The following is a 14654-nucleotide window of genomic DNA, read 5'->3' on the forward strand; positions in this document are numbered from 1 at the left end:
TTAAGAACAAGCTTTAAGTTGAGGAAATTATTAGATTTTTTGTATTTTAGTTTGAGCGCTTGCGCCAGCGTGAGTGTTCACTGACGCGGGAGGCTAAAGGCTTGGGATACTATGACCATTTAATTTATACGCTTGTGGGCGGGAGATGGCCATGAAATAAATAGTGCAGAGATTAGCGTGGGAGGCGGTTTTTAGAAGTATTGCACGGCCCAGGGAATGAGCGCGGCACTCAGCGCACCCGTAAGGCACATAGCTAAACTGGAAAAAGCACCGCGGTTGGGTGCATTTCAAAAGCGCGGGCTGTACCCATACCATGGGCTGTTATGCCCAAACAAAACCCCTGGATTTTGGGGTCAGTGATTTTTAGCGCGCGAAACACAAAGGGCGCCATGGCGATACTCACTGCGGCGGTTAAGGCCACCGCGCCAGCGGCCAGCGTCGTGAGGCCGCCAATTTCTTCGGCCAGACTAATAGCTATCGGGGTGGTCACTGATTTGGGGAGTAGCGACAACATGGTGGTTTCAGTCGCCCCAAGTAAGTAAGCGATAACAACTGCTGATCCTCCCGCAAATACTGCCCCGGTACTAAATGTTAAGAGAATAGGCAGTGCCATTTTGCGGATCAGATGGAGTTGTTGATAGAGTGGAACCGCCAGCGCCACTGTGGCGGGTCCCAGCCAAAACATCAGCAATTGATTGCCTTCAAGGTAATCCTGATAGCGGATATTCAGGCGCGGTAGTAACAACGCGACGATGATCGCGCCAATAATAGTTGGGTGTAACAATGGCAGCTCGTTGCAACGGCGGTAGAGAATATTTGCCAGATAAAACGCCGCCACGGATAGCGTCAGGGCAAATAGTGGGCTGGCCAATAATTCGCTGTACCAGAGCTGATCGAGCCATTTATCCACCGTGACCCCCCTGCTTTTTACTGAGAGTCTTCATGAGCAAGGCGTTAAAGATCAGCGATAGTAGTGAGCCGACGATGACGGCGGCAATAATCGCTGGCCACTGACTGTCATATTGCTTACCGAGAAAAAATAAACCTGCAGCAGCAGGTAGAAACATCAAGCCCAGTAGAGGAATTAAGGTTTGGCTGCTTTTGGCAATCGCTGCGGGTACTCCACGGCAGCAGCACAGCCCGGTAAATAATATGAACATGCCAAGCACTGGCCCTGGCAGGTTGAGTTGAAAATAGGCTTTTATGGCCTCACCAGCAGTTTGGCAAAGCAGTAACACGAGTATTCCTTGTAGCAAGGGCATAATTAGTTAGCCATCACTTCGCAGAAACTGCCAGCAGCCAGCGGCGACAAAGCCGAGAAAACACGCCAGTGACCATTCCCCCATACTGAAACCTAAAAAGGTCCACACCACCTCGGCACAGTTGCCATCCCCTCGAATCATGGTCATTAAGGCTTCGCTGATCGGGAAGGTCTCCAGCATATATTGCAAACTGGGGCCGCAGGCAGGGACTTGTTCCGGCGGCAAATGTTGCAGCCACACCTGTCGCCCGGCAAACCCCGCACCGGCGAGTGCGCTAAGGGTGGTCAAAAAAGCATAGAGTTTGGCTTTACCACGATGAATCAACGCAGCCCCGGCAAACACGGCAATAAGGATATAAAACAATCGCTGGGTCATGCACAATGGGCAGGGTTCCAGATATTGATAATATTGGGTATAAAGTGCATAGCTCATCAGGCCGATAACACTGATGATCAATAACAGATTTGTTTGTTGGCGATTGGGTAATAGCATAAACACCTTGGGCAGTTGGTTTCAGCAGCGATACAGTAGGCGAAAGTGGCGGATGACTCAAGCAGCAAGAGCCTGAGTGCGTCATCTTCCACAATAAAATACAGTTAGGAGTTTAAGACATGCGTTTCCCCGCTTTAGTTCTCATTACTTTACTGAGTGTCCTGTTTTCGAACGTGCTCTGGGCTCAGGAAGAGGCAGTGGAAGGTGAAGGCGAGGAGGGCGCGGTGGCGGCACCCACTAGCTATATTGATTTAAAGCCCGCGTTTATTGTTAATTATGGCGGCGCAGGGAAATTACGTTATTTAAAAACCGATATTGCCTTACGTTTAGCCGGTGGCCCATCCGGGCAGAGCCAGATCCGTCATCATATGCCCTATCTTCGCCACACTATTGTGATGCGTTTAAGTCGCGCCACGGAAGAAGAGTTAGCCTCGATGGAAGGGCGTGAATTATTACGACTTGAAGTGCTGGAAGAGGTCAGGGTGATGTTGACCAAAGAAGAAGGTAAACACTTTGTTGATGACCTGTTGTTCAATTCATTTATCGTGCAGCGTTAGTGGTTAACGCGATAGCTGATTAAATTCTTTTTTAATTTGTTGCGCATGTGATTGTAGCTGAGGATAAAATTCTAAAAAAATTTGTTCCAGCGCTGGATAGTGTTGTTCCATTTCTTCCGCAGCAAGTGCCAACGGATTATCCCGTTTAATACGTTGGCCAATACGCTGTAGTGCAGCGGCAACGGTTTGCCAATGTTTATAATTTTCAAATACATCATAACGAGCAAGGTTGTTGGCCTGCTGCTGTGCTGCTGCGGTTAAATGTGTTGATTCAACAATGAGTTGATACACTTGTTGGCTAAAGGTGGTTAGCGGCTGATGATGAAAGAGGTGCCAGTGTTGGTTTAAAAAATGATCGAAGACGACATCGGTCATAATCCCTGAATAACGGCGAAACTCAGGGGCGAATAATTGTTGTGCCTGTTTTGGTAAGGAATGTTGGTCGGTATAGGCATCGATTTTACGATGCAATAAAATGCCCTGTTCTAATCCAGGGCTGCGCTCTCCCTTTAATGGTCCCTTGATAAAATCACCTAACAAAGCACCTAATAATAATTCATCATCACCGTGGCTGAGATGAAAGTGCGCGAGATAATTCATAAGCGGTTAATTAGCCAAGCTCAGTATATTGCTGATAATACTGGGCGAGATATTCATCAAAGCTAATGTTGTCTGCGGCCTCAATAGCCGCTTGTTGTTGCAAGGATTGCTGTGCTTTGGCAACAAATTCTTGTTGCTGCTCGGCAGTCAAAGGTTGTTGCCGAAAATAGTCACCGTGTTGTTGTGACTGTTGCATGGCAAAGCTAAAAAATGAATGTTGTTGAGAACGCATGTCGCTCAGTATCTGTGCAGAAGGCGTTAGCGATGAGTCGGTAATTTTGGCTCGCTGTTCTTTACAAATACGCTGGTAATCTGTGCCGCCATAAGCGGTGTCTAATTGCGCAGCAACTTTCTCTATACCATCCAGTAAACTATTACCCCATTGTTGCAGGCTGTATTCGTTATTCCGAGTGGTTAACTTCAAGCTGGGGTCGCGGCCATTATTAACCACGGCTTTTAAGTTGTGGCTGATATGATCACGCTCGTCGTCGTCGCACATCGGGCTGCGTTCAAATAAACAGTACAGCAAGAAACAATCAATAAAACGAATCTGGTCGGCATCGATTCCCATAGGTAAGTAGGGGTTAACATCGATACAGCGCACTTCAATATATTCAACGCCGCGTTGGCGCAAAGCTCCTAGCGGCGTTTCTCCGGAGTGGGTCACGCGTTTAGGTCGAATCGGGCTGTAAAATTCATTTTCAATTTGTAATAAAGCATCGGAAAGCTGTTGGTATTTACCATCGACATTGGTGCCAATTTTTTCATAATCCGGATGGGTGTTGATTATAGCCTGTCGTAAAGTTTCAATATAATTATCGATGCTGTTGTAGCAGATTTTTAAATTTTCCTGAGCACTGCTTTGATAGCCTAAATCACCCATCCGTAACGCGGTGGCATAGGGCAAATAAACACTGTTGTGATCGAAGGATTGTAGTTGATGCTGCCGACCTCTTAGGAAGCTATTGCATACCGCTGGCGAGGCACCATATAAATACACCAACAACCAGGAATAGCGGCGGAAGTTACGGATCAATTCAAAATAAGAATCGGTGATGTAGTCCTGCAGCGGTCGCTTGTCATAATCTTGTTGTTGCAATGCTTGCCATAAATTTTGTGGCAGCGAAAAATTATAATGGATACCGGCGATGGTTTGCATAATGCGGCCGTAGCGGTTGCCAAGGCCTCGGCGGTAAGCGGTTTTCATTTGCGCGACATTGGAGCTGCCATATTGTGCCAGTGGAATGTGTTCATCGCCGTGTACCACACAGGGCATGCTCGCGGTCCATAATTGTTCTTCTCCCAGTTGTGAATAGACAAAACTATGCACGTCCTGCAAGCACTGTAAACTACCTTCGATATCGGTAGACACCGGGGTAATAAACTCCATCAACGCCTCGGAAAAGTCGGTGGTAATATTGGGGTGTGTGAGTGTTGAACCCAGGCTGACCGGATGTGGGGTCTGTGCCAGTGTGCCTTCGGGGTGATGCGCAGGCTTTCTTTTTCCAGGCCCCGTTGCATTTCTTTTAGCAGCGCATTGTTGGTATTGCTAGTTAGCAATTCCAGACGTTCGGTCAGTTGATCCGGCAAAATGGTTACTCCGTAGCGGCTGCTGTTATTGGGTGTTATTGGGCTGGAACCAATCAATATAGGGTCAGATTGGCAAGTTTAAAGGGGCAAGCTAGTGTCGACAAGGAATAAACCTTTAAGTTTCTTTTAACTGCAGGCTAAAAAAGGTGCTGAGAATGAGTGATAACAACAGTATTACGCAGGTACTGGATTATTGGTTTGCAGATATTGGTGATGGTTTTGACGTACAGCAGCAAAACAAGTTGTGGTTTATGGGTGGAGTTGCCGTCGACGAGGAAATCAGCCGCTTGTTTAGTGAGGGCGTTCAACGGGCATTGCGTGGTGAGCTGGACCATTGGTCCAGCACGGCGCAGGGAATGCTGGCATTGATAGTGTTGCTCGATCAATTTCCGCGCAATATTTATCGCGGTGATAGTCGTGCCTTTGACGGGGATGAGCGAGCACAGCGGTGGGTTGATCGGGGTTTAGCGCAAGCAATGGATCAACAGTTGGGTTACATCCAGCGATTATTTTTTTATATGCCGTTAATGCATGCCGAGGATGTAGTACAACAGCAACAGGGAGTCGAATGTTTCCAGCAACTATTGGCTGATATTCCTGCAGCTGGCAAAGCTATTATTCAGTCCAGCCTCGATTTTGCGATTAAGCATCAGCAGATAATTCAGCAGTTTGGTCGCTTTCCCTATCGTAATGTCGTGCTAGCCCGTGAGTCGACAGCAGCGGAGCAGGCCTATCTTGATCGCGGTGGCCCGCGTTTTGGTCAATAAATGCGGGGCTTGGTGCTTGCTAATAAACAAATGGTAATCCGCAGTCATTGCTTGCCGACTGAGGCAGTGAAATACTGCCTGCTGAGTTATATCGTTAAGCCTTCGCTGCTGCTAAAAAATTGATAATCAAGAGAGATCCCATGGAATTACCTGAGCCGCTGAATATCACCACATTACCCGAAACTTCGCTGGAATCCGGCCATGTGAATCATAATGATTTACCCTGGGTCGATCAGGGTTTTGGCATTGAAATGAAAATCCTGCGGGTTTGTGATGCCACTGGACACTGGATCATTATGAATCGCTTTCCACCCGGTACCCAGTTGCCGACACATCGTCACAGTGGTGCGGTGACCGCTTATACCTTGCAGGGGAAATGGGGTTATCTGGAAAGTGATTTTACTGCCACGGCAGGCTCGGTTATTTTTGAACCGGCTAATACCGCTCACACTTTAAAAGTGGCTGACGACAATACTGAGCCGACCATTGTTTTTTTTACTATTGTAGGCAGCCTGATTCATTTCACTGAAGACGGCACCATCTGGGGTATTTCCGATGGTCATACCCAATTGGCTGAATATATTCGCTTAGCCAAAGAGCAGGCGGGCGTTGATATCACTAGCGCGCAATTGCTGTAGATTCGATTATGTCATCACTAGACTCAATCGATATTTATAACCCCGATAATTACGTCAATGCGGTACCGCTGGCAGATTTTAAACGTTTGCGCGAACACGCGCCGGTGCATTGGCATACGCACCCCGATGGTGGTGGCTATTGGGTAGTTAGCCGGCATGAAGACGTAATGAAAGTATCGCGTGATCACAAAACATTTTCTGCCGAGCGCGGTTTTGTTTTAGTTGATGATTTGCCGCCGGAAATTTTAGCGCAGGTCAAAGGCCAGTTGCTCGGTATGGACCCACCTAATCACGGGCCAATAAGGCGCGCGGTGATCAGCCGTTTCACCTCAAAAATGCTGGCGGAATTAGAGCCTAAAGTGCGTGCGATTACCAAGCGCTTATTAACCGAAGCTTTAGCTAAACCTGACTGTAATTTTGTTTATGATGTGGCCGGTGAATTACCGACTTCGGTGATTGGTTCAATGCTGGGGGTGCCACAGGATATGTGGCATCAGTTGCGGGAGTGGTCAGATATGCAGACCTCGGCCAGTGACCCTGATATTGGTGGCAGTCCGGAGGAGGTTAACAATGCGTCGATTGCGATGGGGACTTACGGTTATCAATTAGCTGCTGAGCGCAAAGATAAAGGCGGCGATGATTTAATTTCCTTATTGGTGAATGTTGAAGTGGATGGCCATCAGGTGTCAGAAATGGAATTCGCTTCGTTATTTATCCAGATTACCGTTGCTGGTAATGAAACCACCAGAGCATTAATTTCTGGCGGTATGTATGAGTTGATTCAGCGCCCGGAGTTGTACCGTGAATTGGAGGCCAGTTGTCTAGCCGGTGGCGAAAGCAATACGGCATTAATGAAAACGGCGATTGAAGAAATGCTGCGCTGGACTTGTCCATTACATTACTTCCGACGCACAGCTACCTGTGATACGGAAATCGCCGGGCAAAAAATTAAAGCCAATGATAAAGTGGTGATGTTGTATACCTCAGCCAACTTTGATGAAGCGGTCTACGAGCAGCCGGAGCAATTTGATATTCATCGGCAAGTAAACCCACATATGGCCTTTGGCCATGGCATCCATCTGTGTTTAGGCGCCAATTTAGCGCGAATGGAAATGCGAGTATTTTTGGAAGAGTTTTTTAAAATGTTTGCCGGTGTTGAAATCACCGGTGAATGTCAGCGTATCCGCTCGAATCTGGTCAATGGCTTTAAGCAAATGCCGGTGAAGTTGATCCCCGCTAAGGGCTGCTGGCCTGAGCTTTCAGGGCTTGGGCTTTTGTAACGGCGTCAGCAGCCAATCTTTATACATCACCCAATCACTTGCAAAACTATACAGCGGATAGCCGAAGGTAGCGGGACGGTTCTTTTCAAAACCAAAATGCCCCACCCAGGCGCAGCCATAGCCTATCAGCGGCAATACCAGCAGCCAAAGTAGCGATAGGCCACTGATAACAATGAACAGCAAGGCGATCAGCGTCAGGGTTGAACCCAAATAGTGCAGGTAGCGACAGACCGGGTGTGAGTGCTGAGTGAGGTAGAAGTCATAAAACTCAGAAAAAGTAGCAAATTCAGTTTTCATCTGGCGGCATCATATCTATGCTTATCGGAGATTTGCCATGTTAACGCTATTTCAAGGGTTTGGTTATGGAATTTGAAGACTACCTAAAAATACTTGCCTCCAAGGAGGGGTCTGACCTCTATCTCAGTACTGGCGCACCGCCCTGCGCCAAGTTTGAAGGGGTGTTAAAGCCGTTGGATAAAGTTGGCATGTTACCCGGGCAAATCAAAATTATTGCTGATCAGCTGATGGATTCCAAGCAGCGCGAGGAGTTTGAGGAAGAGCTGGAAATGAATCTGGCCTACTCCATCGCCGGCGTGGGCCGTTTCCGGATCAATATCTTCAAGCAGCGCAATGAAATCTCCATTGTGGCGCGCAATATAAAAATGGAAATCCCCAAGTTTGACGACCTTAAGCTTCCTGACGTTTTGAAAACAGTTATTACCCAAAAGCGTGGCCTAGTGTTATTTGTTGGCGCTACGGGTTCTGGTAAATCAACTTCGCTAGCGGCATTAATTGATCACCGGAACAGTAACAGCGCGGGTCATATTATTACCATTGAGGACCCGGTTGAATTTGTTCACCGGCACAAAAAATCCGTGGTCAATCAGCGCGAGGTAGGTGTAGATACACGCAATTTTCATAACGCATTGAAAAATACGTTACGGCAAGCACCCGATGTTATTTTGATTGGTGAGGTGCGTGATCGCGAAACTATGGAGCATTGTTTAGCGTTTGCCGAAACCGGCCATCTGGCAATTTCGACCTTGCACGCCAATAATGCCAATCAGGCATTGGATAGAATTATCAACTTTTTTCCGGAAGAGCGGCGGCCACAATTGCTGCAGGATTTATCGTCCAATATTCAGGCCTTTGTCTCGCAGCGATTAATTCCCACTGTCGATGGCAAGCGGGTTGCTGCGGTCGAAGTGTTATTGGGCACGGCCACCATCAAAGAAAAAATATTAAAAGGTGAGCTGGACGAAATCAAAGGCATTATGGAAAAGTCAGAAAATTTGGGGATGCAGACCTTTGATGCCGCATTATTTAAATTGTACAAGGAAGGTAAAATTTCTTTGGAAGAGGCAACTAAAAATGCTGACTCAGCGAATAATTTAAGATTGAGAATAAAACTCAGCGAAAAAAATGAGCCCGCTAGTAGTGCGACGGCTAGCACGGCAAATACTGGCGGTGGCTTGAGTCTAAGTCTTGAAGATATTGAAGAAGACCAAACAGACGAGGCACCGCCTGAAAATCCATTTATGACCAAGCGGTAAAGTAGTCAATTACGCCGTTTAACTTGTCGCGGAAAATGCCGAATGGTATCGAACTTCACCGCTTGGAAATTGCCCGCTAAATGATAGCGCTTGAAAATATTCAGCTGGCACATCAGCTAGTACTAAGCTTTTGATAGGTTTAAATCCAAAGCGATAATAGTATGCGGGGTCGCCTAATAGTACACAGCCCGCAGCGTTTAAAGCTTGCAAGTCAGTTAATACTCGCCGCATCAGTTTAGATCCCACACCTTGTCGTTGTTGAGTGGGTAGCACTGACAGCGGCCCAATCCCATACCAGTTACTGGCACCGTCCGAGATAACAACAGGCGACACAGCGATATGACCAATAATCTCACGATTGTATTCAGCTACTAGCGAAACGGAAAGTTGCTGTGCTTCCCGCAGTGCTTTTACTACAAACTGTTCGGTGTGATCGGTATGAGCCGCTTCAAGGAATGCGGCAATGGTTAGCTGGTGGATTGCTTCGGCGTCATCTGCCTGTTCTTGGCGAATAATTATTTTCAAGGATGATGTTCCCTAATAATTTAGTCGGATCTTTGTTTGATTAAGTGTATAACATTCACCTGAATTACTGGGTGGCGACACCAAAGAAATTTCCTACTACCGCAGTTATGCTCATGGCCAGCGCACCCCAGACAGTGACCCTGAGTGCGCCAGCAGTGATTGATGCGCCACCTATTTTTGCTGCAATTCCACCGAGAAGAGCGAGGAAAAACAAAGATGATACTGCGACGGAAATAACCAATAAATGACCAGGAATAGCCCAGGCCAACGATAAAGGAAGTGCAGCGCCAATGGTGAACGTCACCGCCGAATAAAAAGCTGCTTGTAAAGGTTTTGCACTAGTAGTATCAGTGATTCCAAGTTCGTCTTTAGCATGTGCACCCAGTGCATCATGCGCCATTAGTTGCTGTGCGACTTGTTTTGCTAACCCGGATTCAAGTCCTCTGGTCTGGTATATTTCTGTTAGCTCATCAAGCTCAGACTCGAAGTCGTTTTCTAGTGCCTTTTTTTCTATAGCGAGATCTGCATTTTCTGTGTCTGCCTGAGAGCTAACGGATACGTATTCACCAGCGGCCATTGACATAGCGCCAGCCACTAGCCCAGCAATACCGGCAAGGAGTATGTATTCCTGAGTGGCGCTCGCAGTCGCGATGCCAATAATAAGGCTTGCTGTAGACACTATGCCGTCATTTGCACCTAATACAGCTGCACGTAGCCATCCTGCGCGATGTGATTTATGCGCTTCAGGGTGCGTCATCGAATACCTCGATAAGGCTAACGTGAGCCCAGCTATTGATATACATAATATTGTTAATAAGACGTCGCCTTTAAGGGAAACTCCAATTTTTTATCTTGCTGCAAAAACCTTAGCTCATTCTGTTGGCAGCCAATGGATTACGGGCCATTATTAAGTTTTTGTCGTACTTTATTAAAACGAATGGATCCAATTGAGAGCACAACAATTCCACTAGCTGCTAAAAACCAGGCGACTGAGATATAAGAATTGAATGATGAAAAAAACTGAAATAAAACCGCAGAAGCAGCTAGTAGCGACAGGCCTGTGCGGACATAAGCAAGCAACGTTCGTTCATTTGCCAGTCGGGTGCGCTCAAGCGCCAATTTGTCGCGAGTATCTGAGTTAGTATTCATTAGAGTAACTTCAGTCAGTTTATGATGAAAAAGTTCGCATTCAAATTACTTTCTTGAGATAAGCAGTATAGTTAAAGGGTGTGCTGTCAGCCATATGCGGCTTATGCTCTAAAGTATTCAGGCGATTCTGGTAGGAATTTTATGGCCCATTGATACTTTTAATCATCAGTTAGTCTACAGCATCCCCGCAATCACTTCTTTCCAGCCAGCAATATCAGTATCTTCAGCCTCATACAATTCAAAACCTATATTGAAGTGATCCTCCTCCTGCTTTACCCACTTGGTTTCACCGACCAAATAAAGCGCTTTGTCACTATTGGAGAATTCTGCGCAGATTCTGAGGATGGTGCCGATGGCCACTTCTTCATCCATTTCTACCTGAATGCCGTTGGCTGAAATATCCAGGCTATTGCAGATGATGACATTGGCGGGCGAGCTGTTGTCAAAGGAGGCAGAGCATACTTCAACAAAAACCGTGGTCTTTTCTTCAATGCGGGTTTCACTGCGTCGTTCGCTGCTATCAGTCATGGTTATTTCCTGGTTCTCAGTCCGTTTACGACTGTTTCTAAAGTGCTGTCAAAGTTGCTACCGTAGTCAATTATTTTAGCTTGGTTATTGAGTAAGCGGTCAGTGAGTTGTGGTTTATCCAAAGCGTGCTGTTTGATGCCCTGACGGTTGACAAAAATATGTTGGCCTGAGGACTGGATGACAGCAGCAAGTTTACAGTGTTCGCCTTTGCTGTTTTCATCGTAAAAAATGACAATGCCACCAACGAGTAGTTTGTCCAGCTGAAACTGGACTTCGTCCAGTTGTTTTTGCTGCGCTTGTTGTGCTCGCAATTGTTCGTTTTGTTGTTGGGCTTTGAGTCTGGCAGTTTTTTGTGCTTCTACATGCGCAGCGGCTTCTTTCAATGCTTTATCTCTGGCCGCCTGCCGACTTATTTCCTGTTGTCGTATAATTTCTTTTTCTATGGCTGCTTCGCTGGCCGCTTGCTGTTGTTGTTGCAGATGCCGCTGCAGCAGACCGTCGAGCATTTTCTCGCCTGTGGCCTTAAACGGATCTCCAGTTTTAATCGGAGTAATCATTTTGGAAGAAAGTCGATAGGCAAATTCTTCAAAGCTGTATTGGGCAGCTTTGATACCAAGAAAATTAGTAAACAGTAATTGTTGGGCCTGAGAAATTTTTACACTGAGTTTAATTCGTCTTTCCACGCCGTCATCGCGTTCAATAAACCACTGGCCTTCATCATAGGCCGCGGCACTTTTTATTAGACTGTTACTCATTGAAACCTGTGAGCTTAGCAAAGGGTCGGTGTTATCAATCAGTTGGAATGGGTGGTATTCGATCTCCATTCCTCTCAGAATTTTCAGATGTTCGGCTTCAATATTGGCTAGCTCTTCATCAAGTTTGCTACTGTGATGTAAGCCAACCGCTACTTCACGTAATTGTTCAGAAATATCAGCAATAGATTGGTAGACGTGTTGTCGATATTCGGTGTCCGTATTATCAAAAGGTTGAAAGCTCCAGATCAGGGTTTCAGTCAGCCGCAGTATTTTCTGCCAGTTTTCGCTAGCGTTGCCGTCACTGATAATCATCAGTCGCATTGACTCACGCCAGGGGCCTTGTAGAAATGTACTTATGACAGTGGGTAGTTTTTTGCCTGCCATAAACTGATTTAATGTTTTAGCGCTTAGCTGGCTGGCGTGTTTTGCATGCAATGTGCCTAGCTCGGCGTCATACAAGCGCTGCTCTAATTTGTTAACACGTGCTTTTTCTTTTTCGAAAAAAATCTGTAAAGCGGTACTTTTTTCGCTGAGGGTACCAGCTTGTTGAATGATGGAGGCAAGCTGTTGGCTGAATCGCTCGGCCGCTCGCCCCAGTGATGCCTGGCAACCAATGGCGTGAAAAAATATAGTATTTAGCAATGGAACAATGCCGGTTTGATCTGACCATGGTAGTTGTTGTTGCAGTAAGCTAATGGCAATAGCCGGACGCAATACTGACAGTTGCTGACTAATAATTGGATCTAATAATAAGTTTTTTTGGTAGTTGCTAAAAAAATGATCGGTAAATTTTAGGCTCGCATATTGTTCCGGGCTGAGGCATTCAACGGCGTCGAGTTGTGATTCTACATAATCAAGAAGTTTATCATCATTGGCTAAGGTCAGTTTGGCAAGTAAATTAATCAGGTTCTGTGGGTCAACAGCTCTGCCGTCTAATTTACCGGGATAGCTTTCTAGCAGCAGTGCTTGGCACTGTTGCCAGTGACCAGCGAGTACTGAGTTAATATCTATCAGGATGTGTTCTTCTGTGGGCATAGGATTTATGGGTGCAAGTGGCCAGTAAGTTAACGTATTAAGCTAAAAATTTTTGGTATAACAGAAATATTAGATAACCCCATAATCCAATTAGCGCGACTAGTCGCAGGCGCTTAGAGTGTTGTTTGTCCGGTGCTAACTGTACAGCGTCTTTACCGGTGATATTGAATGAACCACAGGCAGGGCACGCGCCATTAGGAAAAACGCCGTTGCGAGTATAGCTGCAGTCTTTACACCGGTAGGCCATAATAAAAAGTAATTTGGCGATTATAGTTTGCTGGTAAATATTAACCATAGTGTTAAAGGCGGGGCTTGGCAACCGGGAATTGACCCGGTTGCGGTAAGTACTTATTGGATTGCTTAGAAAGCTCCCAGTAAAGCCCGAATTAGCATGACCCATAGAGCGATACAGGAAATCGCATAGGCACCAAAGCGATGATTGACGTTGTTATAACTGCATTGGATGGCACTATGGATATAGCGAAAGGCAACAAATACCCAGGCCAAATTAACATAGAGGCTGTCAACATTGTTAGTTGCCTGCAAGTAGAAGCACAGCACAAAAAACATCACTGGCACTTCGAAGAAATTTTTGAAATTATTGGCGGGGTTTTGTGCCGAACCTGGTAATGCTTGATTGACCATATCAGGTGTTGCTAATTGATCGGGTTGAATATTGGCGGCGGCGATAGCTTTAAAGCGAACAGCAAACATCACTAGCCATACGATGAGCCCGAGTAAAAGCGTCATAAGTAGCGGCAAAAAAATCGCGTTTTGGTTAAACAATAAATCTTCCATTGCATGTCCTCTTGTTATCTTTAGTCGGGTAAAGGGTGCTAGCTTAACGTGAACGTCGCAAAGGGGGTATTAACACTGAGTAATGATAGTAGAAGATTATTCTAGTGCGGCTAAAGCATCACGTATAGATGCGGGGTTGTAGCCTTGAATGATGCGATCGCCGATGCGAATGACCGGTACCCCGCGGCCGCTAATTTGTTGATACTCCTGATAGGCTCGTGCTGACTTTTCGACGTCATATTCTGTGTAAGGAATATTAGCCTGCTCAAAATAATCACGCGCTTTTCGGCAGTATGGACACCAGGCCGTAGTGTAAAGAACAACATCCTCTTCCTTGATCGCAGCATTGTCTATTGGGTTGATTAACAATTCCAGCCGCCACCAATTTTGAACAGTAAATAAAATCAATACAAACACCAACAACGGAGCAATACGCCGCAGTATTGGCGTTTGAGTTTTATTGGCGGTTATGGGGGAGCCGTCATCATCAATCTTTTGCATAAAATATTAAGTCGTACGTTTCAGTAATTCACCGGAACCGGCACCACAAGAAATAATAGTACGCAGTGCTTCATCGACTTTGATATGGGGTAAAAGTTCCACTTGCTCGGGCGGTACGTGATAAATTAAGCCGGAAGTTGGGTTAGGGCCGGTGGGGACGAATAGGGTAAACCAGCCGTTGCTGTGGTGGCTGGTGACAATGCATGTGGCTGCCGTAGGGATATCTGCGCCGAATAAACGCACTACTGCGACTTCGCCACTTTTAAACGGGGAGTTAGAGTCGTTACCAAAGAATTGTTGGATAACATCGCGGATCAGGTTATAGCCCGGTGCCAAACGCGATAGGGATTTATCAAAGCGGCTATGTAGCCATTGGCCTGCACGGGTGGTGAGAATGTTACCGACAATAAAGCAGGCAACTAAAATTAACAGCACGACAAATAGATCGATAATCGGCTCCGGTGCGTTGCTATAACGGCTGAGAGGCTCGGCAATAGGATTAATCAGGTCGCTAACCGCCAGAAATGCCCAGCGAAAAGCAAAGTACAAAATGACGACTGGCGAAATAACCAGCAAGCCACCAATGATGGATTTTTTGATAAAGTTATTGAGGCGTTGCATAGT

General features: G+C 46.3%; 19 protein-coding genes. 5 read left to right on the forward strand and 14 right to left on the reverse strand.

All coding sequences use genetic code 11. The features are described 5' to 3' along the window. Positions 1–253: 253 nt before the first annotated feature. Genes UNITIG_RS13095 through UNITIG_RS13105 form a run of 3 tightly spaced genes read right to left on the reverse strand, consistent with a single transcriptional unit; the run spans position 254 to position 1754 of the window. The gene (locus tag UNITIG_RS13095) at positions 254–910 is read right to left on the reverse strand and encodes an LrgB family protein (RefSeq protein ID WP_101758778.1); all 657 of its coding nucleotides are present in this window, start codon (positions 908–910) and stop codon (positions 254–256) included. After that, positions 903–1238: a CidA/LrgA family protein gene (locus UNITIG_RS13100; RefSeq protein ID WP_159931156.1), complete on the reverse strand. Its 336-nt coding sequence runs from the start codon at positions 1236–1238 to the stop codon at positions 903–905. Before UNITIG_RS13100 ends, UNITIG_RS13095 begins: the two co-directional genes overlap by 8 nt. 30 nt (positions 1239–1268) lie before the next feature. Further along, the gene (locus UNITIG_RS13105) at positions 1269–1754 is read right to left on the reverse strand and encodes a disulfide bond formation protein B (protein WP_101758780.1); all 486 of its coding nucleotides are present in this window, start codon (positions 1752–1754) and stop codon (positions 1269–1271) included. Between the two features lie 119 nt (positions 1755–1873). Between UNITIG_RS13105 and UNITIG_RS13110 the strand changes: the two genes are divergently transcribed. Next, positions 1874–2311, forward strand: a complete 438-nt coding sequence (locus tag UNITIG_RS13110; protein WP_101758781.1) for a flagellar basal body-associated FliL family protein — start codon at positions 1874–1876, stop codon at positions 2309–2311. Between the two features lie 3 nt (positions 2312–2314). On the opposite strand, the gene UNITIG_RS13115 is transcribed toward UNITIG_RS13110, so the two are convergent. Both UNITIG_RS13115 and gshA read right to left on the reverse strand, forming a co-directional pair. Then, positions 2315–2911 carry an ACP phosphodiesterase gene (locus UNITIG_RS13115; protein WP_101758782.1) on the reverse strand — a complete coding sequence of 199 codons (597 nt, stop codon included), beginning with the start codon at positions 2909–2911 and terminating at the stop codon, positions 2315–2317. A 10-nt stretch (positions 2912–2921) separates the two neighbouring features. Beyond that, complete coding sequence (gshA, locus tag UNITIG_RS13120; protein ID WP_369809198.1) at positions 2922–4382, reverse strand: glutamate--cysteine ligase; 1461 nt, start codon at positions 4380–4382, stop codon at positions 2922–2924. Positions 4383–4656: 274 nt separating this feature from the next. Here gshA and UNITIG_RS13125 point away from each other — a divergent pair, with 274 nt between their 5' ends. The 3 genes from UNITIG_RS13125 (at position 4657) to UNITIG_RS13135 (ending at position 7186) form a co-directional block, all read left to right on the forward strand. Then, the gene (locus UNITIG_RS13125) at positions 4657–5268 is read left to right on the forward strand and encodes a DUF924 family protein (RefSeq protein WP_101758783.1); all 612 of its coding nucleotides are present in this window, start codon (positions 4657–4659) and stop codon (positions 5266–5268) included. Between the two features lie 140 nt (positions 5269–5408). Further along, entirely contained in the window at positions 5409–5906 is a 498-nt protein-coding gene (locus UNITIG_RS13130) for a 2,4'-dihydroxyacetophenone dioxygenase family protein (protein WP_101758784.1), read from the forward strand. 8 nt (positions 5907–5914) lie between these two features. Then, the gene (locus UNITIG_RS13135; protein WP_101758785.1) at positions 5915–7186 is read left to right on the forward strand and encodes a cytochrome P450; all 1272 of its coding nucleotides are present in this window, start codon (positions 5915–5917) and stop codon (positions 7184–7186) included. Here the strand turns inward: UNITIG_RS13135 and UNITIG_RS13140 are convergent. Continuing rightward, positions 7166–7483: a DUF962 domain-containing protein gene (locus tag UNITIG_RS13140; protein WP_101758786.1), complete on the reverse strand. Its 318-nt coding sequence runs from the start codon at positions 7481–7483 to the stop codon at positions 7166–7168. The two genes, UNITIG_RS13135 and UNITIG_RS13140, sit on opposite strands and share 21 nt — an antisense overlap. A 65-nt stretch (positions 7484–7548) precedes the next feature. On the opposite strand from UNITIG_RS13140, the gene UNITIG_RS13145 reads away from it, so the two are divergent. After that, a complete protein-coding gene (locus UNITIG_RS13145; protein ID WP_101758787.1) occupies positions 7549–8739 on the forward strand; it encodes a PilT/PilU family type 4a pilus ATPase in 1191 nt (396 codons plus the stop codon). Between the two features lie 18 nt (positions 8740–8757). Here UNITIG_RS13145 and UNITIG_RS13150 read toward each other — a convergent pair whose 3' ends face one another. From UNITIG_RS13150 to UNITIG_RS13190, 8 genes are all read right to left on the reverse strand, one after another. Further along, complete coding sequence (locus UNITIG_RS13150) at positions 8758–9264, reverse strand: GNAT family N-acetyltransferase (protein ID WP_101758788.1); 507 nt, start codon at positions 9262–9264, stop codon at positions 8758–8760. 64 nt (positions 9265–9328) lie between these two features. Next, the gene (locus UNITIG_RS13155; RefSeq protein WP_101758789.1) at positions 9329–10021 is read right to left on the reverse strand and encodes a VIT family protein; all 693 of its coding nucleotides are present in this window, start codon (positions 10019–10021) and stop codon (positions 9329–9331) included. Between the two features lie 137 nt (positions 10022–10158). Then, on the reverse strand, positions 10159–10413 hold the full coding sequence (locus UNITIG_RS13160) for a YidH family protein (protein ID WP_101758790.1): 255 nt from the start codon (positions 10411–10413) through the stop codon (positions 10159–10161). 174 nt (positions 10414–10587) lie between these two features. Next, complete coding sequence (locus UNITIG_RS13165; RefSeq protein ID WP_101758791.1) at positions 10588–10941, reverse strand: PilZ domain-containing protein; 354 nt, start codon at positions 10939–10941, stop codon at positions 10588–10590. A 2-nt stretch (positions 10942–10943) separates the two neighbouring features. After that, positions 10944–12731 carry a DUF1631 family protein gene (locus UNITIG_RS13170; protein ID WP_101758792.1) on the reverse strand — a complete coding sequence of 596 codons (1788 nt, stop codon included), beginning with the start codon at positions 12729–12731 and terminating at the stop codon, positions 10944–10946. Positions 12732–13091: 360 nt separating this feature from the next. After that, positions 13092–13529 (reverse strand): MAPEG family protein, encoded by a 438-nt coding sequence (locus tag UNITIG_RS13180; protein ID WP_101758794.1) that lies wholly within the window; start codon positions 13527–13529, stop codon positions 13092–13094. Positions 13530–13625: 96 nt separating this feature from the next. After that, positions 13626–14030, reverse strand: a complete 405-nt coding sequence (locus UNITIG_RS13185) for a glutaredoxin domain-containing protein (protein ID WP_101758795.1) — start codon at positions 14028–14030, stop codon at positions 13626–13628. Between the two features lie 6 nt (positions 14031–14036). Further along, positions 14037–14651 carry a DUF502 domain-containing protein gene (locus UNITIG_RS13190; RefSeq protein ID WP_101758796.1) on the reverse strand — a complete coding sequence of 205 codons (615 nt, stop codon included), beginning with the start codon at positions 14649–14651 and terminating at the stop codon, positions 14037–14039. Between the last annotated feature and the right edge of the window lie 3 nt (positions 14652–14654).

It is taken from the genome of Oceanicoccus sp. KOV_DT_Chl (assembly GCF_900120175.1).
Taxonomy (GTDB): Bacteria; Pseudomonadota; Gammaproteobacteria; order Pseudomonadales; family Dasaniaceae; genus Oceanicoccus.